Origin of the sequence: Citrobacter sp. Ce104, from assembly GCF_030334595.1 — a bacterium.
GTDB lineage: Bacteria > Pseudomonadota > Gammaproteobacteria > Enterobacterales > Enterobacteriaceae > Citrobacter > Citrobacter europaeus.
Genome location: NZ_JAOWDP010000068.1, coordinates 875,194 through 899,006, shown reverse-complemented (window position 1 = coordinate 899,006; position 23,813 = coordinate 875,194). Strand labels below are relative to the sequence as shown.

Sequence of the window (23,813 nt, the reverse complement as noted above, 5' to 3'; positions counted from 1 at the left end):
CTTACTCCGTTGATACCAGTAAATGACTGCGTCCGCCGAGGTCAGTTTTCGTCGGATAATCCTGAGTGCTGTCATCGCAGACCACCACCAACTTAAAACCAAGCCCCATATAGGTGTACTGCGCCAGCAGGTCAGCACCCGTGACGAGAGGAATACCGGAGATTACCGGCTCCCCTCTGTCGTTCTGCAGATCCATAATCCAGTACAGATCGCGCCAGGTGATGCTAATCCGCCAGGTGGTACCAGCCAGGATGATGCTGAATTGTTGATTATCCGCTGTCAGCGGGATTTCCTGAATTGCCATTAGCCGAGCCCCAGTAATGACGCCGCGTTGTTCGATATGCTTTGCAGCAGTGAGGTATTTGGCGGCTTAGTAGTTTTGGTGCCAGTATTGAGTACCGCCGACGTGCTGGCGCCGTCCTTCATGTTGGTTTTATCCGCAACGGTGATTTGCTGCGTCTGCGAGATAAGAACCTCCCTTAGGGTGAGGACAGCAGACAGGACGTTTTCGGTTGTCTTGTCTGTCGTCACTTCCAGCGCGCGGATCAGCATGTTGCTGTACAGCCGTTTGCCGGTCACCACATCGAAAGGAATACGGCTAGCCTGCAGGTCGAGTATCTCCTGATACGTCTGCTGGGGACTCAGCCCGAGCAGGCTGGTAGCCGTCAGGTTACTGGCAAAATCCAGCAACGCTCCGCCACCAGCGAAACCAACCTCCATCACCACTTCAGACGGTTTTTTGTAGGCATGGTCAGCGATGGCGGCCCCGACCTCGACCGGGTGCTCTGTTATCTCCAGCGTGTCGCTGTGCTTTTCAGAAACAACGACGTCGGGGACAATCATTCCTATTTTCCGGCTCTGCTGCTGAAAGAGCGTAGAGAGAATATCCATTAGCCCACCTTCGTTTGATTGCCGCGCATAACCTGGGCGTTCGCCGACTGCTGCCGGCGCTCGACCTCAGTACCGACAGAACGCGGATCACCTCCACCGTAGATGTGATAAGTGTTCTTCTGGCTAACCTGAGCACCGCCAATTCCTGCGATGGCAGCCTTCCCGATTAGCTCCCTTGAATAGATGTTTCGCCCATTTTCATGGTGAATAATGCTACTCATTAATGCAGACATGGTTTGTGGATCTTTCATATTCAGGGCAACACGAGGATCTACCCCCAGCCGCTGAGAAACAGCCTGAATATAAGCAGCGGTGTTGTTGTTATCTGATGCGGGAGCCCATGTAGAGATAATTTTCTCCACACTGTTAATTCCTCGTCCGGCATATAACATCAACTGTCGCGAAAGCGCCCGTAAACCGTCAAAGGATGTTTCGAATCTGGCAAACCGTCCGCCAGGACTTTCCAGTGAAGCTCCCGCCTGACCTGCAAAATTCAAATTTCCGGGATTATTATTCCGTTCACCACGTTTAACGGCTTGTGCATGTTGTTCTGGTTCATCATCGCCAAACCAGCCGCGCACCGTTCGGCCCACGCTGCGAGGATCGAAGCCCCAGTGCTCTTTAATCCAGTCGGCGGTACCGTTGGCGCTGTCGGTCACCATTGGCATTGCTGACGGCTTATCGCTTCCCTGATTAAGCAACTGTTTGCCGATGCTGGCAGCATCAGCCCAGCGACCATCTTTAATGGCGTTGAGCAGGTCGGCGATCATGTTCAACATCTTGCTGAACTCGCCCATCTGGTCGATGAAGTTGCTGAAATCCCACTTCAGGGACCATGATTTCGGATCGATATTGAGTAGTTTCGTCAGTGCTTTCGTCAGGTCGTTAACGGTCGCTTTCAGGTCACGAACCATCTTCAGCGCGGCGTCGACTTCAGGTTTCCATTTCCCCCAGTCAATCAGGCTCTGACCGCCTTCCTTCCAGGTCTTGTAATCCTCCCACAAGAGAGCAATACCCGCCGCCATCGCGGTTATCAGGCCAATCGGTGACATCCAGAACGTACTGTTCAGAATGCGCAGCGCTATCGTCAGTGCGCCGAACAGCGAGATCAGCTCCCGCGTCTGCTTGTCCAGCGATTGCCACCAGGTGATAAGGTCTGATGCACCTTCGATAAGCCGGAAGAACAGCCGCCCGATAATATCCCCGAGTGCCAGAATGCCTTTTATGGCTTTCGTCAGGGTCTGCTCAATGCGCGGGAAGTTATCGAGGATGTGGCGGCGCAGCGTGTCCAGCGAACCCGCAAGGCCACCAGCAAGATTAGAGCCGATTTTGTCACGGGCCATGCCTGCCATCGCGCCGAACTCGCGCAGGGAGGTCATGAATTTATTGGAGCTTCTGGCCGCTTCGTCAGCATTGAAGCCGATAGCCTTCGCCATCGCACTGTACTGCCCGGAGAAACCGCCCACACCCCGGCGCATTGCCATGAGGGTATTTTCATCAATACCCAGCATCTGCGCATACTGGTTAGCCCGGTAATACGGCATGCTACTGAGCTTCTGGCCGACGCCCGTAAAAATGGCGGCCATGTCGCGCATGTTACCGCTGGCGTCTCTCGTCTGTACGCCCAGACGGTTCAGGAAACCTTCCGCACCGGGATTGTTACGTACAAACCGGGAGAGGCTTTCCAGTGATCCGCGTGCTGCGTCCACGCTGCCGCCCATTTGAGAAACAGCGTAACCAATCGACTGAATGCCCTGAACGGTGGCACCAGTACGTTGTGACGCCCAGTAGAGGTTATCCAGACCGGAGGCAATTTTCGCCGTGTAGGCCACTACCGAAAGCGCAGCCCCCTCGACGGCCAGTCCCATTTTGATGGCGTTTGCGGTCGTACCAGCAAGGACTGAATCAAATTTAGCCGCACCAGCCTCGTCGATATCGAAGCCGAGCGAGACGAGGAAATCTTTAATAGTCTCAGCGTTCATTATCCTCTCTCCATTTCTCAATACGGCGCTGGTTGTCAGCCTTAACGGCCAGATGGTCATTCATCAGCGCGATATCGCACAGATCGACTGATCCATCCTTCAGCGCGTAATAAGGGATTAACCCGGCATCAACCGGGTCAAGGAGATAAGACAGCCCGTCAGGCAGGCTGTTGAGGGTTAGCCCTGAGGCTGGTCCGGCGTCACGCTGGTAGGGCTCACGGGCAAAAAATTTCCCAGCGAATCGGCGACCACCCGCGCCACCAGCTGGAGCATGGTCAGCAGGTCGATATCGTCGAACATCAACTGCCCGCTGTTAAATACTGGCGTCCATCCGTCCATATGCTTACGTGAAACCACAGACAGACACGGATGAATAATCGCGTTGGTATCTTCTTCGCTCAGGGAAGACAGTACATCAGCGATGCGCGGTAGCAGGGTTTCAAACACCGGCTTAAGCGCATCAAACTTAGCACTATCGATTTTACCGTCAGCAGGCAGAAGGGAGCGAATGCTCCCGAAATCTGCCATCATGCCCGCCAGTACCGGCAGCAGTTTGCGCGTCACTTTCAACTGATCAAACACACTGAGTTTTGCCACGCGGTAATCGTGGTCTTTGATTTTGCATTCCATCTATCAGAACTCCCCGAGAACCTGGTCGATTTTGCCGCAGTCAAACACCCAGGGCATCGTATTACCGGCTTTAGCGTTGGCGTTATCCGGCTGTTTCTGGAACGCCACGCTGCGCGCCGTGATGATGTCTCCGCTCACCTTGTTTCGGATCACAATGACGTTGTTTCCCCAGGTGCCTGAGGACTGACTCTGTGCGTTATACGCCAGCGACAGCTTTTTGTTTGTCGGCGAGGTCTTCAGCAGATTGACGGTTACCGTGCCGCTTTTATCCGCGTGCAGGCTGTGCATCACTTCGCCATCAGCACCAATTGTCATGGTGTTTTTAGGACCGCCCATTGCAACGGTGATCCCCTCCTCTGAACTGGCGGAACCGTAGCCCAGATCAATCTCGCCGGTCGGGCCGGAGAGTGACGCCGTGACGTCCATAAAAGAATAGGTAGACATTCATGTTCTCCTTAGCGAACGACGTTGATCTGCACATCAGCGAAATGAACCGCACCCGCCAGCTTACAGGCCACCTGAATAACCGGTGCCTTACGTGCTTCACGGTCTGCCTGCGCCTGCTCGGAAATCGGCTGCGCGTAGACGTAATAGCCTTTTGTCAGCGTGTCGCCGGAATCCAGTTGCCCAATCGGGCCACCATTCCAGACGCCAGCAGCCACCAGCCCGTTCGTGACAGACTGATCCATTGATTTCTCAACATTGGAAAGAAGACGTGTAACACCCGCATCAGTCTGTGGGACTTTGGTTGTGCTGGTGTAGAGCAGGTTATAGAGGTTGGTCTGAACGTAGTTCTGCAGCCAGTCGAGCCCGTGGCGCTCATCGAAGAAATCACCGCTGGACATGACGCCCTGCTGCAAAATTGCCGTATCGTTCTCGTAATACACGTAAACGTTACAGTTTTTGGCATCCAGCGCCTTAGCCTGGCTGAGATCCAGAGTCTCGTAGGTGATACCCGGTTCCTGCTTGAATTTCAGAGTAATGGTCGTGTTACTGCCGTTGAAATTCACAGTAAACGCACGGCCAAACGCAGACAGCGCGGCGTACTTGCTGCTGGTGGAATACTGCACAAACGTGCGAGCGTATTTTGCCGCCTTCAGCTTATAAGCCAGGTCGGTAGTGGAGGTCGCGTTTACCGTCTCAGGCTCTGCAGTGGTAATCGCCAGAATTCGGCTGAGACTGGAAGACTCGATCGCGGCGGCCACGCTCAGCCAGTCAGCGTCGTCGATATCGTCATCATCAGCAACGGCAAGGCCATACCAGCTCGTGTAATTCAGTACGGCGTTCACAGCCTGCAGCAGTGTTTCCGTCGAACCGCTTTCAGCCGATACCAGCGTTTTAGCCCAGCGACCGACATACACCTGCTGAGGTTTCGGTGATTGCGAGAAATACACCGTAGCGGCTTCATATTCCGGGCTATCCACGCCGAAATCTGTGCCGATATCTTCCGGGGATGAGTAGAGGCGAATGCGCTCAGAAACCGGGATAACCGTTGAGCTCCCGAGAATGAGCAGCGAACCAAAGTTTCGACCAGTAGCCGCACGCGGCCCAATGATCACGTCGACATTCACGACGTTAGATACAGGTAATCCCTGCGGCATAATTTAGTCTCCGAAAAATGAGACGGGCGCATCTTGCAGCGTCCGGACGTTGTAGGTACGAATGTTTTTGCGGGACAGCGTTATGGTGAGGTCGTAGCGCCTCACCCACTGGTTATTAATGAGCTCTGGCAGGTTGTAGATAGTCCCGGCCTCCACCAGCGAAAGTCCCGAGCGATTCAGCTCGGCGTTGTTTTGCTCGACGAATATCCCCGCGCGGAAAGTTGATGCCGTGCTGGCTCCCTGAGGCCCATAGAAGCAGCAAATCACTGTGACCTGCTCCCATATCCATTGCTCGGATTGTTCTTCCGACACCTGAACATCGGACTGGCTTAACGGCTGCGGAACGGTAGTGATACCGAAGCCACACCACGTCACCCCGTTGTTGGGGATCTGCGGCTGCGGGTCAGTCCATCGGGGAAAAACCAGAGAGGCCGGCAGGCCAGAAACACCACGAATCCACCGGCTAATTTCTCGCTCCAGCGCCTCGTCATACTGTGGGCTATCCCCGACAGGCGTCAGATACCCGCGCACGGTGCTGTCGTTACTCAACTGGCGTCCCTCCGTTAAAATCCACCAGCTCACAATGTGCCTGGACGAATCCGGCGCCGTAACTGGTGTACGGGTCGACGAACGTCACGCGATAGTCGCGTCCGTTATAGGTTACGATATCGGCATCAAGTCGCGGGGTGCTGTCTGTACCGGGCTGGCCCTGAGTTAATCTGAACTGCGTCACGATGAGGATCGCACCGCTGATGTTCTGGCCTGCCTCCATTCGCCTGGCTTCCAGAGAACGGTCAACCGTCACCACGCCAGAGAACGGGATATCCTGAACGGTGTTTTTCGCGAAATTGTCCTCATCCACCGTCTGAACCTGCCGGTGACACACCAGACTGGTGTCCATGAAGTCGGGATCGAGAAGAACATCGCTCACATCGAGAAGAGGCATTATTTTTTCCTCACGACGTAGTTAATTGAGCGCAACAGGTAACCGTGTGCATACAGCGGCTTGTCGCCGGGAATGCCCTCAGCACGTCTGCGTTCGAGGGTTTTCTCAGAAAGAGGGTGCAGTCGGTCGCCAGCACCGATAACAGCTTTTGCAGCATCACGGGCAATCTGTCCGGCGCTCTCCAGCTCACGCACTGCTGATTCAGTCTGCCCCTCCAGCGCGGCGTTTGCCGCTGCTTTGAGGTGCGCAGTTGTTCGGGGTTTTGAGTCCTCGATCCCCATCTCCAGAAAAGGACGCGGGGGAAGTGTGACTGTCGTACCGTCGATTTCCACCGTTGCGCCCGTTGAGTGGAGGTAGCCCAGTTCCGCGTTATTAATCGGTGAGCCGTCCTCACGCCCTGCCTTATCCTCAGGTATTCCCACCAGCACATCCATTCCGGATAACTGTCTGAGGGATTCCAGAACAGACTCGGCATTGTCCGCACGTATCGCCAGGCCACTTTTCATTACGGCGTCCCCAGTTGAATAGCCCCGGCACCGAAAATCATCAAGTATTCCCAAAATTCAGCGCCGTAGCGGGTGTTGTTCCAGAAACCCGCATCAGGATTCATGGTCATGCTGGCGTCATAACTCACAGAAACCTTGTCCACTGATTTCGATGTCTGTACCCCGCTGTTTGCACCACCGGCACTCCCGATCGCCGCACCGCGCATGTCAGCCGCGTAAAGCGCCATGTAATGCGCGACGAATAACTCAACGACATAGGAGAAAATGTCTTCACCGAACCGGGATTCACTCATCAGCACATCCGCCAGAGAGAGGCGGGCCTGAATCATCGTCGTGGGGTATTTTGTTTCATCAGCGAACTGCGGGAAGTCAGCGCGGAATTTCTCAGGCGTCGGCAGGCTTTTGTTTTTTGCCATTGGCTTTAGCCTCTGCAAGTTGTTCTTCAAGCTCGGCAATGCGGGTTGCCTGCTCTGCCGCCAGCGCTTCAAGCCCGGCAATGCGCGGGTCGTCCTCAAGCGCCGGAGCTTCACCGTCAGGCGAGCAATGCGCTTTCACAAACCAGTGATCCGCCACGTCGCCTTCAACGTCATGAAAGCCTGCTGCAAAAGCGGTAATACTGGTGCCATCGTTAAAATTAAACGGGGCCAGTACGTAGATTTTCTTTTTCATCGCAAATCCTCAGGGGTTAGCCCCGTTTCCGGGGCTACAGGCTTAGATGCCGTCCATGTAGTTCAGGGTTTCCGGATAGACCGGTTCAACCGCACCCAGCTTGCCGTAATAGGTCACCAGTTGGTAAATGCCGCGGTACTGGATCGGAACGCTCTGCAGAGGGACCATCGGGAAGCGGACAAACTTTTTATCGTTCGTGTACGCCACCATGCGGTCTTTGTTTGCAACGCCGCGACCGATAGCCCATTTCACCGGACGGATGTTCAGCGGTTTGCCGTTCTGGTGGAAAGCGATGGTGTTGGTCTCCAGGTAGGTCAGCAGAGACTGGTTACCCGCAGAAGAAACAATCGTGCTTGCCAGGAAGGAATACTGGTCCGGCGGGATCAGCAGGTCTTCCGGTACCTTGGAATACGCGGAGCGGGTCCATGCATTGCTCAGCACCTGGTTGATGGCTGCGCGAATTTCGTCAGGGGTGGATGTTGCGAAAGTCTTCGCCGCGTTTGTCGGCGTAACCTGCGACAAGTTCAGCAGCCCTTTAGCACCTTTTGCCGCATCCCCGATATACACTTGCTCGTCCGTGTCCATGTTCCACTTCAGCTGCATGCCTTCGTACTTCTGGGTGTCAATCGGACGGCCAACCTGAGCGGCAGCGGCGAGTTCAACCACCGTCCAGCCCAGCTCCATCCCCCACAGTTCCAGAGGAAAACCTGTTTTTGTGATATCGACATTCAGCCCAGAGATGGCAGTGGCTAACTGGTTAATCCAGTTCTTACCGTTCGCGTTCGGAGAGCCAGCGGCCGCAAACGTGGTGTTGGTGAAAGAGCTCATCTCATCCGCGATAGAAACATCTTCACGCAGTTCGATATCGCGGCTCCACGTCTGAGACGTCAGGGGGAGGTTCAGCGTCTGGTCGAGTCGCTCCAGCTCGTGAACCAGAAAAGCACCAGTGCTGTCGACTGTTGCCTGATCGAAGGTCATTGGCATTTGTCATGCTCCCTTAAATGTTATATGCCAGTTCAATGTTGCCCTCGGCGTCGCCGGGACCATTGAAATAGGCATTGGTGATCTGAACGGTGTTTGCATCGTCGGCAACCGCGAGGAATGCACCCAGCGGGCTTGCGGCGGTCGGAGTACCGACGCGCATAAATACCGGGGCATAGAGAGCAACAGCAGAGGCGTCACCGCCGATATTGACCGTGACATAGCCGCGCTTCAGATTGTCGCCGGCAAAGTTGTAGCCGGTGCCAACCTGGCGAATCTTGTCGGGCTGCGAAGCCGTCGGATAAGGACGCACAAAAATACCCGCCATTACTGTCACCGGGTCGGCTGCCTCGATGGGAACAAACTTACCCGCGACAATCTTCCCGCCCAGCCCATACGCCGGGAACGGTTTATTCGCATCGAGAATATGCGGCTCTACGGTTAAATCCTGTGGGCGTGAAATACCCCCGGCAATGCCCGCAGGCATCCGGTAAAGAATGGTGTTAGCCATGTTTTAGCCTCGTTTAGCCCAGAGTTCTTTCGCGGCTTTATTGATTTCCGCGATAGATTTTGTGGTGTTGGTTGTCATCGTGCGGAAACTGTCGACAGTCTGCGCGGCGGTATTGCGGTTTTTAGCCAGTTCAGACACGGCGTTAAACGCCATATCTACGGTGGCTTTTTTCAGGCCAGTAACATCCGCATCGCCAACGATGGAACGAACCAGCGTCTGATCGGCAGCGGCAAGGATCTGGCGTTTAAAGGCCGTGGGCTTCGCTTTCGTCGGCAGTTGAATACCCGGCTGAATCAGGTCGGCACGGTAGGCGGCATCACCTGTCACAGCGCCTTCCACCTCGCCTTTTTCGTCCTCATCCTCATCGACCGTAGTCGGTGCAGTCGGGGTGAGCTTTGCCACTGCGGCAATCAGCGCCTTACCCCATTCCGGGATATCCTCTTCCGCATCAGTGGTTACTGGCAGTGTCGGTGCAGGCATCGGGGCCTGAGGCGAGAGATTAATCACCACCCCGCCAGGCGTCATGGATGACGTCACATCGTCGTTATCACCAGTCATATTGTCTGGCGGGTTATCGATCAGGTTCGCCATTTCGGCGGCGTCGTTGGTTTTACGGGCCTTTAAAAGCCGGGTAAACCAGTTTTTAGTCGTGCTAGGCATAGCATCCCCTATTTTGCAGCGGAAACCGGCCCGCCCGTTTGGGACAAGGGCCAGATGGTTACCGGTTATCGCAGACTGATTTGCGAGGCCGGGTGAGATTTGTTCATAATCAGCGTCATATCCACAACTGACCTCATCATCACCATCGTCGATAGCCTGTAGGCCCTCGGGGGTTTTAACAATGACATCAGCAAGCAACAGGTCGGATACTGAACCTTGCCCGCGCCTGACGTTCTGAATGTGCCCGTTGGCTAACTGGCGCCAGTTCTCCGGAGTGACAAAGATAATTTCCCCGTTGAAGTCTCGAGGGTGACCGATTGTCACCGCCATACCTTCAAAGGAAGCCATCGCACGTTCGCTAAAAACCTCTTCCGGCGTGCGTCTGACAATCACCTTTCCTCGTGCATCCGGCTCCAACTCAGGACGTTCTGTGGCGTCATACTCCTGCTCGCCGGTGCGCCCTATCGGCACGTCCTTAAAGAGCACCGAGCCGTCTGCCAGTTGGAAACGGGTGTTACCCAGGCGGGTTTTAAAGAAATATTTCATGGTTTACCTGCTGGATTGCGGGCAGTAAAAAGGCCGCTCAGCGGCGGCCTTGTGAGATGGGAAAAATGTTCAAAATTACGGGCTATTTAACATAAGAGTTCTTACCCGCACCGACGAAAATGAACTCGATTAAAATGTCCCCTTAAAGCCGTAAAAGTAGCGATTAACTGGGCTGAAAATCGGTCTTTTCGAATACAACATTTCCATAACATTTCGCGGGTATTTCAGCTCGCATAAAATGAATGCTCAACGCCGTATTTTTCACTTTCTCGGCTCTGGTATCTGTACTTCCGGCCAGCATTTGCAGTTCGGTAAACATCCGGCGTGTCCGGTCATGCCGTCCAAGGTCGGCGGGTTATCCCAGCGAACGAATTTATCTTTCATTTTTCGATGAGAATTACGCGTCCCTGCACCTTCAATACGCCACCAGTATCCCTCTGAGCCAACCGAAAGGGCCCGGGCCTGAGTCAACGCACCAGTTGCGCGGCCAATCTCCGTACGGGCAATCAGTTGCGCCCTGCTGGCGGTCACATCTCCGGAAGCCATAATCATCTCGTAGAGCTGATCCGGACGTTCGCCAGTGATAACCGCCTGCATTGCGCGTTGCTGAATGTCCATCACGCGATCAGCAGCCTCCAGAGGAAGGGACTTCATCAGTTGGATCTGACGATAAACGATATCCTGCGCCACCAGCCCAACAGGAGTGTTACCCACCACATCACGCAGACCAGCGGCAATTTCTTCCGAGACAGATCGCCACTGGTTCCACTCTTCACGCTCAACCTGGGCAAACATTTTGCGACCAACCATTTCCGCCCAGTCGCTGATGACGTCCGAATAGTCCACAAGGGTGCTGGCGGTTTTGTCAGCGCTGGCCTGTGAACCATCGTAAGAGCCTGCTACGATTTCCCCGATTTGGTTTGCTATCGCCAACAGGCTTTTGCGGTACTGTATTTCCGAACGTCGGCGGAGGGCTGGTTTCAGATTCATCCTCCGACCACTGGGTCTTCGCATGGTCGATATCCTCATCGGTAATTGATGCGCCGATACCTGTCACGCGCGCCGTTTCCCTGAGGTCGGTTAGTGCAGCGGCAGGAGGCATTCCCAGTTCACGCACAGCGGTTGCCAGTGCGGTAGTGGTATTGCTCGCTACGGTTGAACGGTCAACGTCTGACATCTGCCACAGAGGGTTAAATTCAAAAGTGAAATCGTCAGGCAGTGGTTCGCCAAACTCCGAACGATGAAGCACGTCATAAAGCAGCCGAACCGGTGCTCTCAGGGTGTTTTCCTGTAGTGCACCAATATCGTCGTAGTAGTTAGCCAGATCGGAATCGCCCGTTGAAAACCCCTTCGGTGACTGTCGAAACAATCGAACCAGCGGAATACCAACGGCACCGGCAATGTCTTCTTTGAACTCACTCAGCAGGTCTGATAACCCGGCAAACGAGTAGGAATGCGTCTCGAAGGTATCTTCTGAATCAAAAAGAGACATCCCCTCATTAGTCTGGAACTGGCGTACCATGTCCATTTGTTTGAGCAGCGCTTCGTATGGCTTTCCACCCATTGCAATAATTTTGCGCAGTTCCTTGATTTTTGCCGTGCGCAGATGCGCTTTGTAAGCGAGTTGTGCCGCACCAACACTCGTACTGTCATACGATGTCAGGCGGTCGAAGATCCGCTCTACAACGGACATCCCCCACTCGTTTTCCGTGAGGGCCTGCTGATACGGGAGGGTTATGCCATCCATGCGAATCAGTCGGCTATAGTTCACCGTCCACGGGGGAATACCCTGCGCCGAGGTCACAATATCGTAGGTTTCAGGCTTACCAAGCTCCGGTCCAAGCGTCTTGATACGCCGCCCGAGGTTCGGGTTAATCATCCAGCGGTCAAGCACGGCGAGGCCTTTAAAGCTGCCTTTCCCTACTTTATCCAGCACCAGCGGCGTCAATGGTGCCTGACCCTCGATGAGGATTAACCCCACGGCACCGCCATACAGCCTTGACCATTTCAGAACGAGATTCAGCCGTTCCCATAACTTCAGCTCTTCAAATCTGGCTTCCAGAATACCCCGGCGCTTCGGATCGATTTCGCTGGTGATTCTGGCCCCTTTTTTCGTCATATCGTCAGGCTTGGCATCGACAGCAGCACCGATAATCCACGATGAACGATAGGCCCACTCCACCAGCAGACGGTTGCGGCTAGTGTAATTGGCACGGTAAGTTGATGCTGCATGCTGATTTGGCTGCTGCAGGCCAACACGAGCAACAAAGTTATCGTAAGAGTCCGCTGTGGCGACTCTTCCTGTTTTTTTCGCCATAGCGGTTATGCTCCAAGTTTGGACCAGATGTCGAGAGAGGAATCCATCGGTGCGTAGTTGATCATCACGGAGTCAGCCAAGTTTGGTGATTTCGTTCCTTCCGGCTGTTTATCCACGAGGATTTTACCGACGGCGTTTTTCGACCACGTAGGCTGTGAAAGCTCCATCAGCAGGCGGTCAATATTTTCTATCTCGCTGCTTATAGAAATGATTTCGTCGGGGTTGTAGTCCATCCCGTTCAGCGCGCGGAAGGTGTTCCGAAACAGCTTGCGAAGATGCCACCAGCTCTGTGCTTTAGCGTTCGCGAAGAAGTCTTTATTCAGGCGCGCCGCTTTACCGTTATCACCAGGAACGGCTTCATCTTCCGGATCGAATACGCTACCGCTACCACGGAAAGGCGTAGCTGTGATTGTTCCCCGGCCTTCAGCCTGCCTGAGTTCGTTTATCACGCGAGCATCACCACGCGCACCGGCCCCCAGACCGTCCTCATCGAAACGGAACTCATCCAGACCGTAATCGTCACAATACCCAAACGATTTAACGACAGAGGCGTAGATGTCGCTGCCAATGCCAGACCATTCGTGAACGTTCTGCAGAAGGAAGCCATAGCGGCAGGAAAAGCCGTTTTTGTCTTTCCCCTCGTCTGCGATATCCATTGCGCCGAGGCGCTGGCCGCTGGGCTGAATACCCAGTTTGATATGCGCGTCGACAGCAGCCTGCACCCATTCAGAAGGAATGAGAATCCCCTCAGTGGATGCGCTGTAGTTCAGGTCCAGTTCCTGAGCAACGATAATCGGATCATCAATTTTCAGACATTCATTGCGGTACCACTCATCATCCTTGCGCGGGTCGCTGCGCCAGTGGAACGTAAACACCGGGATATTTCCGCTGTGGCGCTTACGGGCAAAAGGGTTATTCATGCCGTTGACGGATGAAAGGTCTATACGGCAGCGGGTCGTCTGGGAGAGCGCAGCATCGATGAGTAATGGCCGTTTGAGGAATGCCGACTCATCCACGAAATAAAGCGTGGTACGGTCACCACGGCCAATGTTATCGCCAGCCTCTCCCTTAATCACCGCGCCCGTTTCCGGGAACTCCACGCGCATGTAAGGAGCATGTTTTTTGTCACTCCATGAACCGCGAAACTCTACCGGCAGCAGCTCGACAAACTTACGCGCTTTCCAGAAAAGTGCTTTCGGGTCGCCGGTGCTGTCGACATATTCCTCTTTACGGGAACCGAACCCGATCACCATTTCTTTGTTGAACAGGCAAAGCGAACAGGCCAGACCGATAGAGGTCCAGCTCAGCCCCATTTCGCGGCTTTTTTCTGTAAGTCCATGCTCAAGACTGGCGCGCCTGTCCATGATCCAGTTAATCCATTCCTCCTGGCGGGGGAACAGCAAAAACGGGATAGTGGCAGGCAGGCCATAATCGAGGTTACGCGGGTCCGTCGTCATGCCCCAGTCGATGATGAACTGGGCTGGGTTAGTACGGTAAAACTCACGGAGTGCCGGAAGCATTTCAGGCGCTTTCCTGATCCGCTCCAGCCTCTCCATTCTCCACTCAAACACGGCGGTATAGTCCGGTTTGCGGAAGTCAAAGGGGAACGGGATCGGCACAGAAAAATTCCTCAAAAACGCCCCGATTTAACATAATGGTCGTTACCCGCACTGGCGCAACAGCCCCCATCACGCAAACGGCGTGAAGCCTCTGTTTCGAACAGAAAAGTGGTCAAATCGGGATGAATAAAACGTGCATAAAACGGGTCAAAAAGTGCATAGCGTTTTTTTGGTTCGAAACGCCTGTTTTTGCATTTTTCAGCCTAGGTATTTTTTGTAGATATCTGCTGCTTCCTGTGGGGTCAGGTTCGCCGCGTCAGCTTTGGCTGCCTCGTCCATATTGTTGAACGATTCGAAAATTTTCGGTGCTCCCAGCTCCATAAGCAGAGTGGGCGGAACCTTAATCCCCTCAGCCTCAAGTAGCTGCGCCGCCTCCAGCGCGGAGTATTTCCCGGCCACCTTGTGTTTCATCACATCGCGAAGCACATCACGCTGACGGTCTTCTTCCCCATAAACGCTGCGTCCGAGGCCAAGGGCTTTGGCAAACACCGCAACATCATTGTGTGTTGGCAAGACATCCTCGACCGTTGTTTTCAGGCCATCGGGGGATTTAGTGACAGTCTTTCGCTTACGAACGTCCAGGTTTTTACCTGCAACATTGTTAATCCTTTCCATCAGAACTTCGCGAGCCTCGGTAAAGGCACGGTTAAAGTCGGCATGTTCCTTACGCCAGTTGCGGATAGTCGCCTCGTCAATTTCCAGTCGCTGGGCAACCATGCGGTTTGAGATCTTGTTACGGGCTAAGGCCATGTCAAGAACGATACCGACGTAGGCCTTCTTAAAGCTATTTTTTCGGGCCATACGCTTACCTGAAATCGGGTGCTGTTTATATTTTGTTCAAAATCATTTTTCCGCATTTTGCGTGCGGAATAATTCTGAGAAAAAATCCACTCCGGGGCTGCAAGCCTGCTGGGTTTGAGTGCGGAATTAAAACGTCGAAAAAATGCGGAGTTATCTATTTTTCGCCAAAACTGCGATTTAATGCCATGAGGCCGCGCAGAATGGGGAGATAGTGGATCGCCCTAATATTTCCACTATGTGGATAACTCAGTCTAAATCCATCTCCACTACTTCCCCGAACAGGTGTCCGTAAACGTCCATCGTAGTTTTGATGTTCGAATGTCCAATAAGTCGGGAAACCTTCAGAATATCGACGCCTTTGTTTGCCAGGCGAGATACAGCAAAGTGGCGAAGATGATGGAATCGCTTAATGCCATAGTCGTTCAGGGTTCTGACGAGAATACCCTGAGTGCCATAGCTGGTAGCGAGGCATGCGCCGGTAAACTGGTTGCAGATAAGAGGCTCAGAGGAACCAAGCTTACTTTTATCCAGCAACGCGAAAAGCTCACGCGGCATCCGTACCCGGCGCTCCACACCTCTTTTCAGCCCCTCATGTATCACACCGTCAACTACATGCCCCCGGATGTCGATCCATTCGGCTGACACGTCGTTATAAGTAACCGCCAGAGCCTCACCGATACGAAGGCCACAAATCCCGAGCCAGCACGCGATGCGCTCACGAACTGGCGCGTTATTCAGTAGCTCTCTGACCGATGATGATGGCGGTATGGTGATGGGTCGACGCTTTCGGCGCGCGGGACGGTCAACAGGGTTAAAAGTGGTGAGCCGCTTTTCCACCAGCAGGAAGAAAGCCGAACGAATCCAGCGATGGCAGCCGGTGCGAACCGAATCAACGATATCCCGATGGCTGATATGAAGAATGTTTTTTTCCAGTATCGGCCCGTCTACAGCGAGAAGATCGTGACGGCATTTCGTATAAGACGACAGCCGTATGATATTTTTTTCCAGCTTGCCAGCCTGATAGCCCAGATAAAACAGAATTAACTTTCGGAAAGTCCATGAATGGTTTATTCCGCTCCAGCTGGCAGTTCGACAATCCAGCTCGATATTCTGTTTTTGCCAGAAAAGATGTGCGGCATCATCAATATTCTTAAAAATGCGGCGGCGTCCATGACCGGATTTTTCATCCTTCCAGTGGACGTAATATTTTGATTGTCCATTGGCATCAGTGGATTCTTTTATCGAAGCCATACTGAACAATCCTCACTCAAAAAACATTATCAAAGCCACTCGGTGAACGGCTTTTGTAATGTCATGCTGGCAATAGTCATTGCCTGCCCTTTTCAATTTCACGAATTCCAGCCAGCTGGTTATTCGCTTTTTCGATGGCGGCCAGTAGCGGCTTGATCCAGAGAACAGCCTGGCAATACGTCAGCGAGCTGGTGGAAGTGGCGCCATCACTGGCTGCGTCAGCGTTCCCGGAATCGGTGTGCATTGCGCTGGAACGTAAACGGTGCGTGTATTTGAGCAGCCCACCAGCGACATCAGCAGGAACAGGCAGATCACAGGTTTTTTCACGACGGAGGATCTCCCGGTATTCGATAACCGTTTTATCTGAGCTGGCATCAACCAGCGAGTTAAGTCGGCTGGCGTTTTCGGCCACCTGGTTAAACCGGTTGAAGTTGAAGGCCTGAACAGCGATAACCATACCCTGCAGGGTGTTGTCACTTCGCAGAACGTCATTATCACTCTTCAGGGTAGCAACGTCAGATCGACTGTTTGCCAGCAGGACACACAACACAGCAACAACGATAACCACAGACACCAGCGCTATCGAACGCCATGCAGCTTTTATATCAGCAAAGGTGATCACGACAGAAACAGAGCGCGCTCCGCCTCTCGCCGACGGGTCAGCCCGTTCAGGACTTTGCCACCAGCTTTATTCCAGCGTAGAAACTCGTCTGCAGAGCCGGTGTAATCACCGCAGTTAAGTTTACGCAGGAGAGTTGATGTCGACAGTGCTCTTGAACCGAGGTTATACGTGAACGACACCAGCGCATCGAACTGGCCCTGAGTCAGTCCAACCTTGACCAGCCGCGAGACGTCGCTTTCGTAGCTGACCAGTCCGGTCTTCAGTAGTCGCTCTGCCGTTTCCTGCTTAATGGTCATCCCGGCGCGGATCGGTTTTCCGTCGACAGGCTGAGTCCAGCCATAGCCGATCGTCCAGACGCCGACGCTGTCCTGGTAGGCTGTGAGTTTGCAGCCTTCGAACTCTTTGATCAGGGCGATGCCTTTATCACTGGTTTGCATTACGTTGCCCTCACAAATTTTGCCAGGTTCCCAGCGGCCAGCCATACCGCAACGCAAACCGTCGCATTCAGCATGAACTCACCTGGATCGACCTGCATGTAATCACCGTGGATGATCCGGAATGCGGTATACCCGGCGGACAGAATAATCAGGTACGCAAACAACGAGACGCCCAGCCGATAAGATTTTCCCGTCTTATTGAAGAACATCAGACGGAACATTATCAGCAGACAGATCACCGCGTTTGCGTGAAGCATCAGCGAATCCCATGTCATTCATCACCCCCGTCCAGTCCGGGAAGGCTCCCGTTTTTGGATTTGGACAAAATGCGAAGAAGGATAGCGACCGAAATGGATGCGGCCACCAGCGCACCGATATTTGGTGATACTTCGATGGTAACTGGTGGTGTCAGCAAACTCAGTGCGGAGTTAATAACGCCAGCCATAATTGTCGCCATCGGCACTGCGAAAGAGACACCGCCCAGAAAAGAAATGATCGCGAATATCGCCTGTTTCCATATCTGGTGCGGCTCAGACGTCAACACATAGAGCGCAGCACCTCCGAGGGAGAAAAGCATTACGCCTGGAGTTGCTTCGGGAAATAGGGTAGCAAGTGTCACCCCCACAGTCCCGGCGGTAACCCCACCTGCTACAGTTAATGGATCAGACATATATTTTCCGTGTGTAGGGTTCGGGCTATCGGGCTGGATTTAACACAAAGCACGTAGCGGATGATTCCCGTGAGCCTGAAATAAAAAAGGCCGCCCGAAGGCAGCCTCAAAGTATTTAGATTTTTTTACAGCGATGATTGGTGGAACCGAACTGCAAGGAAGTAAAGTCCCAGCAAAGTAGTTGTTATGATATTCATTAAGATGAATATATAAACGCCAACAAACACCGTTTTAAGCCACAAGATTGCATCAGGGGACCAGAATGTGAGCAGCCACAAATGGAAAGGCTTCCCAATCAGAATAGAAATCATCCCCAAGCAAAATAACATAAAGCTCACAAGAGCTAGATAACCAAAAAGGTAACAAACAAAGCGCCTGCGCGTCAGTTCGACAGTAAGCTTTTGCCCTCGGAATTTCTCTACTAGAGTCGGAGGTACGCCCGCCATTACTTCGTCGATCGAAGAGCTAGAAAAAGTAGAAACCGCAGCCAGTGCTGCGATATAAAAACCAATCAAGACTTGAAGTAATCCATTAACCTGAAGCAGGAGCCCATTAGTCTCGATTAAAGAAATTTTGCTAGCATGGAAATAATAAACAATAGTGACAATAAGAGACACTGCAGCTGGTATTTTGTAATCATACCAGTCCTTTTCCTCATGCTTGATGCGGAGATAACTCAGCGGCGAAAAAAGTTTCATATGAAACTCCCGTTAGAGCAACCCTATCATTTTCGTTTCAAGCTGCAGATGTACTGTGCTTTCACATTGGTTGATGAGGTTACCTAATATTACCCTCTCACTTTTAGTGAACAGTTTTGTGGCAGCATCTTCGTTACGGTCAAGATCCAAACTGGCTTGCTTGCCATCTTTTGAGTAACTAATTGAAACCTTGGTATATCCAGACTGCTGCCCTTTCTTTCTTAAAATCTCTAACAACCTTTCTTTATCTTTCAATGGCGGCTGTCTAATGATTTTATACCTTACGGACCTTTCTGAAAGCTCAGTGTACGCCGTTTGGTCCAATCCACCTTTCCTTCTTGTGCTCACAAGCTTAACGTTATGAAGTTTTGCACCTTTTAGGGCATCCATCAGCGTCTGAGAACCATGGGAGAAGATATCAAGTTTTGGTCTATGTTGACACATGGCCTTTGTTGCTGGATTTTTAAACTCACACCCTACGAATGCTTCTCGCAGCATTGCGTTCAAAAAAGGCTCGAGAACCGACTTGCTTATTCCCGGAACAGATTCAACGAGTGTTTTGTAATGATCTGCTGTGTGCGGTACAACTTCAGTAGAAATCACAATATGACAAGAAACTGCGATGCCTTCCCCTGCAAGCTTAGGCTCTACCCGTAGATTTCCTGTAGTAAGCTCACCAAAAACGGGATCTGATCCGTTCTTATCGCTCAGTTGAATAAGCAACGTGGCTTGTGGCCCCCCGACTGCATATTTCATTTCTGAAATTCTGACCGCTCTAGAACCATTGTTGTAAAGCTTAACAGCATTGCCTGCATTCACCAGCAGGTTAAGCTTTGTAAGAATATCAGCGATCGGAATGCTTGGCGCTGCTGGATGTGTAGGACTCAAAGCAAAATCAAAAAAAGAAACCCAACGCTCGTTGTTAGAAAGCACAATGCCACCACTTAAATTTTGTTCACGAACATACAGTAACTTAGCAGCGAAAAAAATAAAGTGATCACAAATAAAAAACCCGCAAAGTAGCGGGCTTTTTGAGATTAATTATTTACAGGGCGTTATACTCCATAATCAGAAGCATACAGGACGGTTTTATGCAAAGTCAACACCATCATGCGAAAATTTGTCGCCATTTGTTCCGATCGTATTAATTACTGGTTGCCTTCTGAAATTCTGATGATGCCCGACTCTCCTCCTTGTGCAGTACATCAATCAGCATTTCATAGAATGGCTTCCAGTTACGCGACCATGAGGACTGATGGAGATCCGGGAGACGCTTCAAAATAGCGCGGTGTACCGTTGCAGAGGAGACAGCAGAAAAGCCATTGCCTGAGCAACGTTCACACGTTTTGAATACCGGTGCGCCACGCTCCTTGGTAGCGATGCGGTCGAGCACCTCACCTTTGCCGCCGCAACGGCATCGGGCCAACAGCTCACCTTTACCGTTACAGGCGGTGCAAAGACGCTTAACCTGTTCACGTTCTATTTTTGGCGTAACAATCTCGTCACCATCGATGTTGTAGAGTCCAGGGTACTTAACCACGTCCTCACTCACCTCAATAAGTCCGCTACCGCTGCAACAGTGACATGTCACGCTGGTTGCAGCAGAACGGGAATACTCAGCAAAGGCAAATTGCGCCAGCGTCAGCATACATGCTCCAAGAGCATCACCAGCGGCTTTGCGGACATTCTTTGGGGCGTTTTTGATAGCAAACTGCGCCAGCGCCTGCGCCGCCAGTTGTTCATCCGTCTTGCTGATCCCAGCTTTACCGAAGAATGCAGCCAGGCCGAAACGCGCGCGACTGCTGGTGGTGCCAATGGCCGCCATAACATCGGTGCCGGTGAGACGCTCCGGAGAGGTTCCTTTAACTTCGTCGCTGATATGCATTCCCTGAGGGCTGAAATGTTTGAGTGATGCTTCCAACTTCATTGTTCGCACTCCCCAACCAGATTAATGATAATGGCGTTTGTAACCTCGCCTAGGTCATTGAGTCTCTCGTTCTCCAGCACCCACCGGCAAACGTCCATTGCTTCTGTGCGCGTGACTGGTTTGATTGTTGTCATCAATTTTTCCAGATAATGCTCTCGGTCATAGACTGAATTATGATGCTCGGAGTAACCGAATTCATAACCGAGTTCTTTGCCTGCGGCATTGCGTACGCTATAAAGCCAGTCCCAGTAAACAAATTCGCGAACAACATCAGAGAGAGTGTGGGGCTCTGGCAAAACATCACGATAACCATCAACATAATCACGACGCTGATCGTCAATTTCAAACATACGACCGCCGCCAATATGGCCGGCTTCGAGTTCCTCTGGAGTCCATCCCCAGTCATAATCATCGATGAATTTCGCAGAGGACTTAATAATTCGCTCGGCCTCTACGTCCTCCATCGCTGCCTCATAGCTGCCGAACGTAGCGCGCACATCAGCAGCTTTTTTGATGTTCTTACGCGCATTCTCAATAGCCCTGGTCGGGTTATCCATGCCGATGGTACCGAAAGCTACCAGGAAAGGATCGCCGCCATTCGCCAGCAGATAACGCGAGTAGCGTTCCTCGGCCTCTTTTGGGGTGATTCTAATTTTCTCCAGCGCAGCTTCTGCAGCGTCCAGATGTGTCGGTTCATTCAGGCGGATAACCTCCAGTACCCACAGATAGGCATCAGTCTGTTTATGCCCGGTGATTCTCCGTTGCTCAGGCAGAGGTTTGATGTTTGCGAGGGCGGAGCTGTGCGCTGCCGTCGGGATGGTGAATAGTGCTTTATGTTCGTTGTTATCAGTACGCATTACGCAGCCGCCTTTTTCTTGTGGAAAACCAGCTCACGAACCTGATCGCCGTTCATGAGCATGTTGTTGAAGTCGTCGTGATCCGGCCAGTACACGCTCACGCGCTGCAGGTCATTCTTTGCCAGCAGATTGGCATGAGCGCATTCGTAGGCCGCAGCCAACCCGGTAGCGCTGTTCTCGTCACGGTCAGCAAAAATAATGAGGTGCTTAACGCCAGCCGGAACGCGGAATTTCTTCATGAAGTTGGCCGTCATGGTTGCCCAGGTATTTACGTTATAAATCTGGTGCGCAGAGAGGGCTGTTTCGATGCCTTCGGCGATACCAAGAGTGCTGGCTACCGGGAACATCCGGATCGCTACTGAGCGAGCGTGATCAAGATAGTTATCTTCCTGCAGGGATTTTTGGCGCTTTGCACTGGTGCCAATATCTGCCTTTTTGGCGCCATCGAGTAATGTCTGGTGCAGATAGCACAGTTCCCCTTTATCGTCAGTGGCGAGGGAATAAAGCGACTGATACACCCTCCCTGCATGGCGCTGCTTGTCGTTGAAGCGAATCGCTTCAGGAGGCAGACTGAAAATACCGCGCGCATTGAGATACGCAGCACCAGAAGTGCCACGCAACGACTGCAGCTTCGCGAACTTATTCAGAACCTTTGTACGCAGGCTGGTAGCACTGCTGCTGACCGGGATTTTTACACGCTGAAAATCATTACCGATCAGGTGGTCTATTTCCCTGCAAACCTCATTAAATGGCTTCCCCTGTGTCAGTGTGACAAGCTTCATACCGTCACCGCTGCCGCAGGTACAAATCCACGTCCCCCGACCGTCGCGGTCGTCAATACGTAGCTTGCCGCGCGCTCCACATACCGGACATTCGCCTTTAAAGTGGTTTTTACCGGTGATCGGCGGAAGGCCGAAGTGCTCAAAGATGGTAGGCCAATGCCCAATTGCTGCTTCTGCCGTCTTCATGCTCGTTTTCCTAACTGCTGTTTGATATCGCTAATCACTTTCTGTGCTTGCCGAATGGAGGATGGCGCAGGTGCACCAGATGCCGCCTGCATACGTTTGGCCTTCTCCTGACCTTTCGCATAAGCGATCAATTTGTGCCGGATGAAATTCGAAACAGTCGGTGTGATCTCCATCGGGAAATCACTTAGCCCGTTAGGCCACTCGTCGAAACGTTCGCGAAAAGTGTTAGCGCACCAGCCATCACTAACGGGCTTTTTCCCCTGCGATACGCGCTGGCGCTGATAGAATTTGATCTGGCTCCACCAGGCCTGTTTCTCTGCCTTTGTGGGCAGATGCTGGTTTTTACCCAACTTTTTGAGTTTTCGGCCGGTGTCAGTATCGACGTCCTCACCGCCCAGCGGCTTATGTCCACATTTCGGGCATACGTACACACCAGCGGGTTTCATGTAGTGGCATTGAGAACATTCATGGGGGAGTTTTTCAGCCCGTTCCTCAGCTGCGCGGCGTGCGCTTTCCTCCATGCCGTCAGACTTACCGGGAAGATCGTCGTACTCGATAGAATCCGGATAACCGAGGCGGTGCACGGTGCCACTGTGATCGAAGATGAGGCAGGATTCTTTACCCGGTGCAGTGCGCAGGCCACGCCCGAGCGCCTGCAGCCAGCGAATTTCGCTTTTTGTTGGTCTGGCGTAGATGATGCAGCGAACGTCACTATCGAAGCCGGCCACCAGAACGCCGACACTAACGATGATTTTAGTTGCACCAGTTTCAAAGCGGTGAATGATGGTCTGACGCTCATCCACTGGAGTGTCGGCGGTCATGACCTCAGCGTTAACACCCGCCTGGTTAAACTGGATTGTCAGGAAATTGGCGTGGGCTACGTTGACGCAGAAAGCGATGGTAGGCAGATCCCGGCCATTCTCCAGCCAGTTCTGTACAATGTCGCCCACCAGCGTAGAGCCACACATAATTTCAGCCAGCTGCGTTTCGTTGTAATCGTTGCCGTATTCAAGCGAAGACTTGGTTTTTACGCCTTTCAGATCCGGCTTTGTTGGTGCGTAAAATTCGTATTTACTCAGATCGCCACGCTGGATTAACTCGCCAATGGTGGTCGGCTTAATCAGTCGGTCATAGTATTTGCCCAGGAACGGAGAGAACGGCGTACCCGACAGGCCAATCACCTTTACGCCTTTGCCGCGCAGCCGCTCGATATCCTTCAGGATGCGTTTTTTACGCAGGTGTGCTTCGTCGATAATCAGCAGATCAATATTTTCAGGAAAAACACGACGAATAAGCGTGTCGGCGCTGGCAATCTGAATTTTACGGGCTGGATCGTAGTTCGGGTGATCCGCCCAGATATAACCGATTTCATCCCCTGGTAACCCGTACTCCACAAAGCGATTGGCTGTCTGACCAATCAGGATGGTGTACGGTGCACAAAACAGAACACGCATACCACGGCTGACGAACCCGGCAACGATGAAAGCGGCCAAACCCGTTTTACCGCTACCGGTTGGCGAGTACACCATGAAGGTGTCGTTTGCCTTCCAGTCACGGCGCAACATGTTTAGCGCTCGTTCCTGTGCAAAATTCGGCGTGATCGTCAGCTCCATTGTGCTACTCCCGTGCTGATGAGATAATAATTCTGTGATGTGGTTTTCATGGATTCCCTCTCACATGGCTGGTGGCCTCCCCAAAGGCTGCCAGCCTCCCTTCTGATTCA

General features: G+C 52.6%; 30 protein-coding genes. All 30 read right to left on the bottom strand.

Annotation, left to right across the window (positions count from 1 at the left end; genetic code table 11):
• Nucleotide 1 precedes the first annotated feature (1 nt).
• The 30 genes from OGW16_RS22695 to OGW16_RS22550 all read right to left on the bottom strand — a co-directional run bounded on the left by OGW16_RS22695 (nucleotide 2) and on the right by OGW16_RS22550 (nucleotide 23,703).
• Nucleotides 2-304 (bottom strand): phage baseplate plug family protein, encoded by a 303-nt coding sequence (locus tag OGW16_RS22695; protein ID WP_044702738.1) that lies wholly within the window; start codon nucleotides 302-304, stop codon nucleotides 2-4.
• Complete coding sequence (locus OGW16_RS22690; protein ID WP_044702737.1) at nucleotides 304-891, bottom strand: phage baseplate protein; 588 nt, start codon at nucleotides 889-891, stop codon at nucleotides 304-306. Before OGW16_RS22690 ends, OGW16_RS22695 begins: the two co-directional genes overlap by 1 nt.
• Nucleotides 891-2,873, bottom strand: coding sequence for a lytic transglycosylase (locus OGW16_RS22685; protein ID WP_286518948.1), 1,983 nt, complete (start codon nucleotides 2,871-2,873; stop codon nucleotides 891-893). The genes OGW16_RS22690 and OGW16_RS22685 overlap by 1 nt, the downstream gene beginning before the upstream one ends.
• On the bottom strand, nucleotides 2,863-3,027 hold the full coding sequence (locus OGW16_RS22680) for a DUF6889 family protein (RefSeq protein ID WP_023229521.1): 165 nt from the start codon (nucleotides 3,025-3,027) through the stop codon (nucleotides 2,863-2,865). The genes OGW16_RS22685 and OGW16_RS22680 overlap by 11 nt, the downstream gene beginning before the upstream one ends.
• A 23-nt stretch (nucleotides 3,028-3,050) precedes the next feature.
• Nucleotides 3,051-3,503 (bottom strand): phage tail assembly chaperone, encoded by a 453-nt coding sequence (locus OGW16_RS22675; RefSeq protein ID WP_278085809.1) that lies wholly within the window; start codon nucleotides 3,501-3,503, stop codon nucleotides 3,051-3,053.
• 3 nt (nucleotides 3,504-3,506) lie between these two features.
• A complete protein-coding gene (locus OGW16_RS22670) occupies nucleotides 3,507-3,947 on the bottom strand; it encodes a DUF3277 family protein (protein WP_003826314.1) in 441 nt (146 codons plus the stop codon).
• A gap of 11 nt (nucleotides 3,948-3,958) precedes the next feature.
• Nucleotides 3,959-5,104, bottom strand: coding sequence for a DUF3383 family protein (locus OGW16_RS22665; RefSeq protein WP_286518946.1), 1,146 nt, complete (start codon nucleotides 5,102-5,104; stop codon nucleotides 3,959-3,961).
• Between the two features lie 3 nt (nucleotides 5,105-5,107).
• Nucleotides 5,108-5,653 (bottom strand): phage neck terminator protein, encoded by a 546-nt coding sequence (locus tag OGW16_RS22660; protein WP_048236530.1) that lies wholly within the window; start codon nucleotides 5,651-5,653, stop codon nucleotides 5,108-5,110.
• Nucleotides 5,646-6,050 (bottom strand): head-tail adaptor, encoded by a 405-nt coding sequence (locus OGW16_RS22655; protein ID WP_181633535.1) that lies wholly within the window; start codon nucleotides 6,048-6,050, stop codon nucleotides 5,646-5,648. Before OGW16_RS22655 ends, OGW16_RS22660 begins: the two co-directional genes overlap by 8 nt.
• Nucleotides 6,050-6,556 (bottom strand): hypothetical protein, encoded by a 507-nt coding sequence (locus OGW16_RS22650; protein WP_286518944.1) that lies wholly within the window; start codon nucleotides 6,554-6,556, stop codon nucleotides 6,050-6,052. Before OGW16_RS22650 ends, OGW16_RS22655 begins: the two co-directional genes overlap by 1 nt.
• On the bottom strand, nucleotides 6,556-6,972 hold the full coding sequence (locus tag OGW16_RS22645; protein ID WP_286518943.1) for a DUF4054 domain-containing protein: 417 nt from the start codon (nucleotides 6,970-6,972) through the stop codon (nucleotides 6,556-6,558). Before OGW16_RS22645 ends, OGW16_RS22650 begins: the two co-directional genes overlap by 1 nt.
• Nucleotides 6,941-7,225 carry an STY1053 family phage-associated protein gene (locus tag OGW16_RS22640; protein ID WP_286518941.1) on the bottom strand — a complete coding sequence of 95 codons (285 nt, stop codon included), beginning with the start codon at nucleotides 7,223-7,225 and terminating at the stop codon, nucleotides 6,941-6,943. Before OGW16_RS22640 ends, OGW16_RS22645 begins: the two co-directional genes overlap by 32 nt.
• A 42-nt stretch (nucleotides 7,226-7,267) precedes the next feature.
• Nucleotides 7,268-8,209, bottom strand: a complete 942-nt coding sequence (locus tag OGW16_RS22635; protein WP_286518939.1) for a DUF2184 domain-containing protein — start codon at nucleotides 8,207-8,209, stop codon at nucleotides 7,268-7,270.
• 13 nt (nucleotides 8,210-8,222) lie between these two features.
• Nucleotides 8,223-8,717: a structural cement protein Gp24 gene (locus tag OGW16_RS22630; RefSeq protein ID WP_286518937.1), complete on the bottom strand. Its 495-nt coding sequence runs from the start codon at nucleotides 8,715-8,717 to the stop codon at nucleotides 8,223-8,225.
• Nucleotides 8,718-8,720: 3 nt separating this feature from the next.
• Entirely contained in the window at nucleotides 8,721-9,923 is a 1,203-nt protein-coding gene (locus OGW16_RS22625) for a DUF2213 domain-containing protein (RefSeq protein WP_286518936.1), read from the bottom strand.
• 261 nt (nucleotides 9,924-10,184) lie between these two features.
• Entirely contained in the window at nucleotides 10,185-10,718 is a 534-nt protein-coding gene (locus tag OGW16_RS22620; RefSeq protein ID WP_163184071.1) for a phage minor head protein, read from the bottom strand.
• A gap of 70 nt (nucleotides 10,719-10,788) precedes the next feature.
• Nucleotides 10,789-12,240, bottom strand: coding sequence for a DUF1073 domain-containing protein (locus tag OGW16_RS22615; protein ID WP_286518934.1), 1,452 nt, complete (start codon nucleotides 12,238-12,240; stop codon nucleotides 10,789-10,791).
• 5 nt (nucleotides 12,241-12,245) lie between these two features.
• Nucleotides 12,246-13,859, bottom strand: a complete 1,614-nt coding sequence (locus OGW16_RS22610; protein WP_286518932.1) for a TerL protein — start codon at nucleotides 13,857-13,859, stop codon at nucleotides 12,246-12,248.
• 198 nt (nucleotides 13,860-14,057) lie between these two features.
• Nucleotides 14,058-14,660 (bottom strand): hypothetical protein, encoded by a 603-nt coding sequence (locus OGW16_RS22605; protein ID WP_286518930.1) that lies wholly within the window; start codon nucleotides 14,658-14,660, stop codon nucleotides 14,058-14,060.
• A 246-nt stretch (nucleotides 14,661-14,906) separates the two neighbouring features.
• Nucleotides 14,907-15,911: a tyrosine-type recombinase/integrase gene (locus OGW16_RS22600; protein ID WP_094542901.1), complete on the bottom strand. Its 1,005-nt coding sequence runs from the start codon at nucleotides 15,909-15,911 to the stop codon at nucleotides 14,907-14,909.
• Between the two features lie 76 nt (nucleotides 15,912-15,987).
• On the bottom strand, nucleotides 15,988-16,533 hold the full coding sequence (locus tag OGW16_RS22595; RefSeq protein WP_286518928.1) for a hypothetical protein: 546 nt from the start codon (nucleotides 16,531-16,533) through the stop codon (nucleotides 15,988-15,990).
• Nucleotides 16,530-17,015, bottom strand: coding sequence for a lysozyme (locus OGW16_RS22590; protein WP_239043391.1), 486 nt, complete (start codon nucleotides 17,013-17,015; stop codon nucleotides 16,530-16,532). Before OGW16_RS22590 ends, OGW16_RS22595 begins: the two co-directional genes overlap by 4 nt.
• Entirely contained in the window at nucleotides 16,970-17,245 is a 276-nt protein-coding gene (locus OGW16_RS22585; protein WP_286518925.1) for a phage holin family protein, read from the bottom strand. Before OGW16_RS22585 ends, OGW16_RS22590 begins: the two co-directional genes overlap by 46 nt.
• Nucleotides 17,242-17,640, bottom strand: a complete 399-nt coding sequence (locus OGW16_RS22580; protein ID WP_177711779.1) for a putative holin — start codon at nucleotides 17,638-17,640, stop codon at nucleotides 17,242-17,244. Before OGW16_RS22580 ends, OGW16_RS22585 begins: the two co-directional genes overlap by 4 nt.
• Nucleotides 17,641-17,765: 125 nt before the next feature.
• Complete coding sequence (locus tag OGW16_RS22575) at nucleotides 17,766-18,338, bottom strand: hypothetical protein (protein ID WP_048236548.1); 573 nt, start codon at nucleotides 18,336-18,338, stop codon at nucleotides 17,766-17,768.
• Nucleotides 18,339-18,350: 12 nt separating this feature from the next.
• Nucleotides 18,351-19,271 (bottom strand): hypothetical protein, encoded by a 921-nt coding sequence (locus tag OGW16_RS22570; protein WP_275222593.1) that lies wholly within the window; start codon nucleotides 19,269-19,271, stop codon nucleotides 18,351-18,353.
• 211 nt (nucleotides 19,272-19,482) lie between these two features.
• The gene (locus OGW16_RS22565) at nucleotides 19,483-20,265 is read right to left on the bottom strand and encodes an antitermination protein (protein WP_124020986.1); all 783 of its coding nucleotides are present in this window, start codon (nucleotides 20,263-20,265) and stop codon (nucleotides 19,483-19,485) included.
• Nucleotides 20,262-21,122, bottom strand: a complete 861-nt coding sequence (locus OGW16_RS22560) for a helix-turn-helix domain-containing protein (RefSeq protein ID WP_286518920.1) — start codon at nucleotides 21,120-21,122, stop codon at nucleotides 20,262-20,264. Before OGW16_RS22560 ends, OGW16_RS22565 begins: the two co-directional genes overlap by 4 nt.
• Nucleotides 21,122-22,090 carry a toprim domain-containing protein gene (locus OGW16_RS22555; RefSeq protein WP_286454099.1) on the bottom strand — a complete coding sequence of 323 codons (969 nt, stop codon included), beginning with the start codon at nucleotides 22,088-22,090 and terminating at the stop codon, nucleotides 21,122-21,124. The genes OGW16_RS22560 and OGW16_RS22555 overlap by 1 nt, the downstream gene beginning before the upstream one ends.
• The gene (locus OGW16_RS22550; RefSeq protein ID WP_286454098.1) at nucleotides 22,087-23,703 is read right to left on the bottom strand and encodes a DEAD/DEAH box helicase; all 1,617 of its coding nucleotides are present in this window, start codon (nucleotides 23,701-23,703) and stop codon (nucleotides 22,087-22,089) included. Before OGW16_RS22550 ends, OGW16_RS22555 begins: the two co-directional genes overlap by 4 nt.
• Between the last annotated feature and the right edge of the window lie 110 nt (nucleotides 23,704-23,813).

Coding starts and splice junctions, on each gene's coding strand:
- OGW16_RS22695 (WP_044702738.1), bottom strand. CDS start 304: ATGGCAATTCAGGAAATCCCGCTGACAGCGGATAATCAACAATTCAGC.
- OGW16_RS22600 (WP_094542901.1), bottom strand. CDS start 15,911: ATGGCTTCGATAAAAGAATCCACTGATGCCAATGGACAATCAAAATAT.
- OGW16_RS22565 (WP_124020986.1), bottom strand. CDS start 20,265: ATGAAGTTGGAAGCATCACTCAAACATTTCAGCCCTCAGGGAATGCAT.
- OGW16_RS22635 (WP_286518939.1), bottom strand. CDS start 8,209: ATGCCAATGACCTTCGATCAGGCAACAGTCGACAGCACTGGTGCTTTT.
- OGW16_RS22625 (WP_286518936.1), bottom strand. CDS start 9,923: ATGAAATATTTCTTTAAAACCCGCCTGGGTAACACCCGTTTCCAACTG.
- OGW16_RS22650 (WP_286518944.1), bottom strand. CDS start 6,556: ATGAAAAGTGGCCTGGCGATACGTGCGGACAATGCCGAGTCTGTTCTG.
- OGW16_RS22575 (WP_048236548.1), bottom strand. CDS start 18,338: ATGAAACTTTTTTCGCCGCTGAGTTATCTCCGCATCAAGCATGAGGAA.
- OGW16_RS22670 (WP_003826314.1), bottom strand. CDS start 3,947: ATGTCTACCTATTCTTTTATGGACGTCACGGCGTCACTCTCCGGCCCG.
- OGW16_RS22550 (WP_286454098.1), bottom strand. CDS start 23,703: ATGGAGCTGACGATCACGCCGAATTTTGCACAGGAACGAGCGCTAAAC.
- OGW16_RS22615 (WP_286518934.1), bottom strand. CDS start 12,240: ATGGCGAAAAAAACAGGAAGAGTCGCCACAGCGGACTCTTACGATAAC.
- OGW16_RS22640 (WP_286518941.1), bottom strand. CDS start 7,225: ATGAAAAAGAAAATCTACGTACTGGCCCCGTTTAATTTTAACGATGGC.
- OGW16_RS22555 (WP_286454099.1), bottom strand. CDS start 22,090: ATGAAGACGGCAGAAGCAGCAATTGGGCATTGGCCTACCATCTTTGAG.
- OGW16_RS22685 (WP_286518948.1), bottom strand. CDS start 2,873: ATGAACGCTGAGACTATTAAAGATTTCCTCGTCTCGCTCGGCTTCGAT.
- OGW16_RS22605 (WP_286518930.1), bottom strand. CDS start 14,660: ATGGCCCGAAAAAATAGCTTTAAGAAGGCCTACGTCGGTATCGTTCTT.
- OGW16_RS22620 (WP_163184071.1), bottom strand. CDS start 10,718: ATGTTTGCCCAGGTTGAGCGTGAAGAGTGGAACCAGTGGCGATCTGTC.
- OGW16_RS22580 (WP_177711779.1), bottom strand. CDS start 17,640: ATGTCTGATCCATTAACTGTAGCAGGTGGGGTTACCGCCGGGACTGTG.
- OGW16_RS22590 (WP_239043391.1), bottom strand. CDS start 17,015: ATGGCTGGCCGCTGGGAACCTGGCAAAATTTGTGAGGGCAACGTAATG.
- OGW16_RS22690 (WP_044702737.1), bottom strand. CDS start 891: ATGGATATTCTCTCTACGCTCTTTCAGCAGCAGAGCCGGAAAATAGGA.
- OGW16_RS22630 (WP_286518937.1), bottom strand. CDS start 8,717: ATGGCTAACACCATTCTTTACCGGATGCCTGCGGGCATTGCCGGGGGT.
- OGW16_RS22560 (WP_286518920.1), bottom strand. CDS start 21,122: ATGCGTACTGATAACAACGAACATAAAGCACTATTCACCATCCCGACG.
- OGW16_RS22645 (WP_286518943.1), bottom strand. CDS start 6,972: ATGGCAAAAAACAAAAGCCTGCCGACGCCTGAGAAATTCCGCGCTGAC.
- OGW16_RS22675 (WP_278085809.1), bottom strand. CDS start 3,503: ATGGAATGCAAAATCAAAGACCACGATTACCGCGTGGCAAAACTCAGT.
- OGW16_RS22655 (WP_181633535.1), bottom strand. CDS start 6,050: ATGCCTCTTCTCGATGTGAGCGATGTTCTTCTCGATCCCGACTTCATG.
- OGW16_RS22585 (WP_286518925.1), bottom strand. CDS start 17,245: ATGACATGGGATTCGCTGATGCTTCACGCAAACGCGGTGATCTGTCTG.
- OGW16_RS22665 (WP_286518946.1), bottom strand. CDS start 5,104: ATGCCGCAGGGATTACCTGTATCTAACGTCGTGAATGTCGACGTGATC.